This window comes from Chroococcus sp. FPU101 (genome assembly GCF_017312365.1).
In the GTDB taxonomy this organism is placed as follows: Bacteria; Cyanobacteriota; Cyanobacteriia; order Cyanobacteriales; family Microcystaceae; genus Chroococcus.
Map to the genome: position 1 here is coordinate 1 of NZ_BLJI01000099.1, position 1,319 is coordinate 1,319.

At 31.9% G+C, this 1,319-nt stretch carries 1 protein-coding gene and 2 pseudogenes; all 3 read left to right on the forward strand.

Translation table 11 applies throughout. From position 1 onward, the window contains the following. Positions 1-155 precede the first annotated feature (155 nt). The gene (locus CFPU101_RS25215) at positions 156-593 is read left to right on the forward strand and encodes a helix-turn-helix domain-containing protein (RefSeq protein ID WP_206818631.1); all 438 of its coding nucleotides are present in this window, start codon (positions 156-158) and stop codon (positions 591-593) included. Next, positions 593-1,156 (forward strand): annotated as a pseudogene (locus CFPU101_RS25220) (IS630 family transposase); the annotation flags it as partial. The gene CFPU101_RS25215 and the pseudogene CFPU101_RS25220, both read left to right, overlap by 1 nt. Then, positions 1,129-1,319 (forward strand): annotated as a pseudogene (locus CFPU101_RS25225) (hypothetical protein); the annotation flags it as partial. The pseudogenes CFPU101_RS25220 and CFPU101_RS25225, both read left to right, overlap by 28 nt.

Genomic DNA, 1,319 nt, shown 5'->3' on the forward strand with positions numbered 1-1,319 from the left:
TGAAATAATGCTCATTTGCTTTTCGCTAAAAGTGACATGAGTTTAGGATAGATAGATTTAAAGCTAAAATCCTGTTAAAGCGAACAGGTTTTAGTTTAAGGTGGTCAGAATTAAGTGTAAAATAGAAAAAGAATTAAAACTCAGTTTTTGAAGTTATGCCAGCCCCTCTAAAAATCCGATTAACTCCAGAAGAAGATGAACAGTTATTAGCCATCAAAACTAATCTAAAAATCTCAAAAAGAACAAGAGAAAGAGCCGAAGCAATAATTTTAAATGCAAGAGGATGGAAAGTGACTGAGATTGCTAATTATCTTAAATGTTCTCCTAATACAATTCGTCAAAATTTTTATCGTTGGATAACTAAAGGAATTGAGGGATTATCTGATGCACCAAGAACGGGAAGAAAACCTAAGTGGCAAGAAGAAGATATTAAGTTCATAGAAAATTGTTTAGAAAAAGAACCAAGGACTTACAATAGTTATCAATTAGTAGAAAAACTCAAAGAAGAGCGGTCAGTATGTCTAAGTAGAGAACGCTTAAGAAAAATTCTAAAAAAAAAGATTGGCGGTGGAAAAGAACTAAACAAAGTGTAAAAGGAAAACAAAATCTGCAACAGAAAAAGCAAAAAAAAAGTGATTTAGAAACAATTGAAAGTTTTGCGGAGCAAGGATTAGTAAGATTGAAATATTTAGATGAGGCTGGGTTTGCTCTGTGGAGTCCTGTTAGTTATACTTACATTAAAAAAGGAGAACAAAAAGAAATTAAACAAACTCACAGAAGAGGAAGAAGATTAAATATTATAGGAATTTATGAAAAAGATGTCAGTTTTGAGTATGGATTAGTTTTAGGTGGAATTAAAAGTGATGTTTATTTAAAAGTCATAGATTGGCAAGCTGAAAAAGCTAAAGAAGATTTTGAGAAAACTGGAAAAATTACAATAATTGTTTTAGATAATTATACTGTTCATAAAAGTAAAAGAGTTAAAGAAAAAGAAAGAGAGTGGAAAGAAAAAGGATTAGAGTTTTTCTTTCTTCCTTCTTATAGCCCTGAATTAAATAAAATTGAACCTGAATGGCATCAATTAAAGATTCATGAATTAGCTGGAAAAATGTTTGAAGATGAATATAAAATGAACCGATGGGACGTACTGATCTAGCGAGTGTTTTACAAGATGCTTTAGATAATTATTTTCAGCGCAAAGTTGCAGGACTCGCTAAACCCAATGGAGAAACAATCTTAGTAATCACAGATGGGGAACCAGACGATCGTAAATCAGTCATGCGCCAAATTATCGAAGCATCCCGTCAAATGGAGCGAGA

Bases quoted from the DNA above. Each gene is read 5' to 3' on its own strand.
- CFPU101_RS25215 (WP_206818631.1), top strand. From the start codon at position 156: ATGCCAGCCCCTCTAAAAATCCGATTAACTCCAGAAGAAGATGAACAG.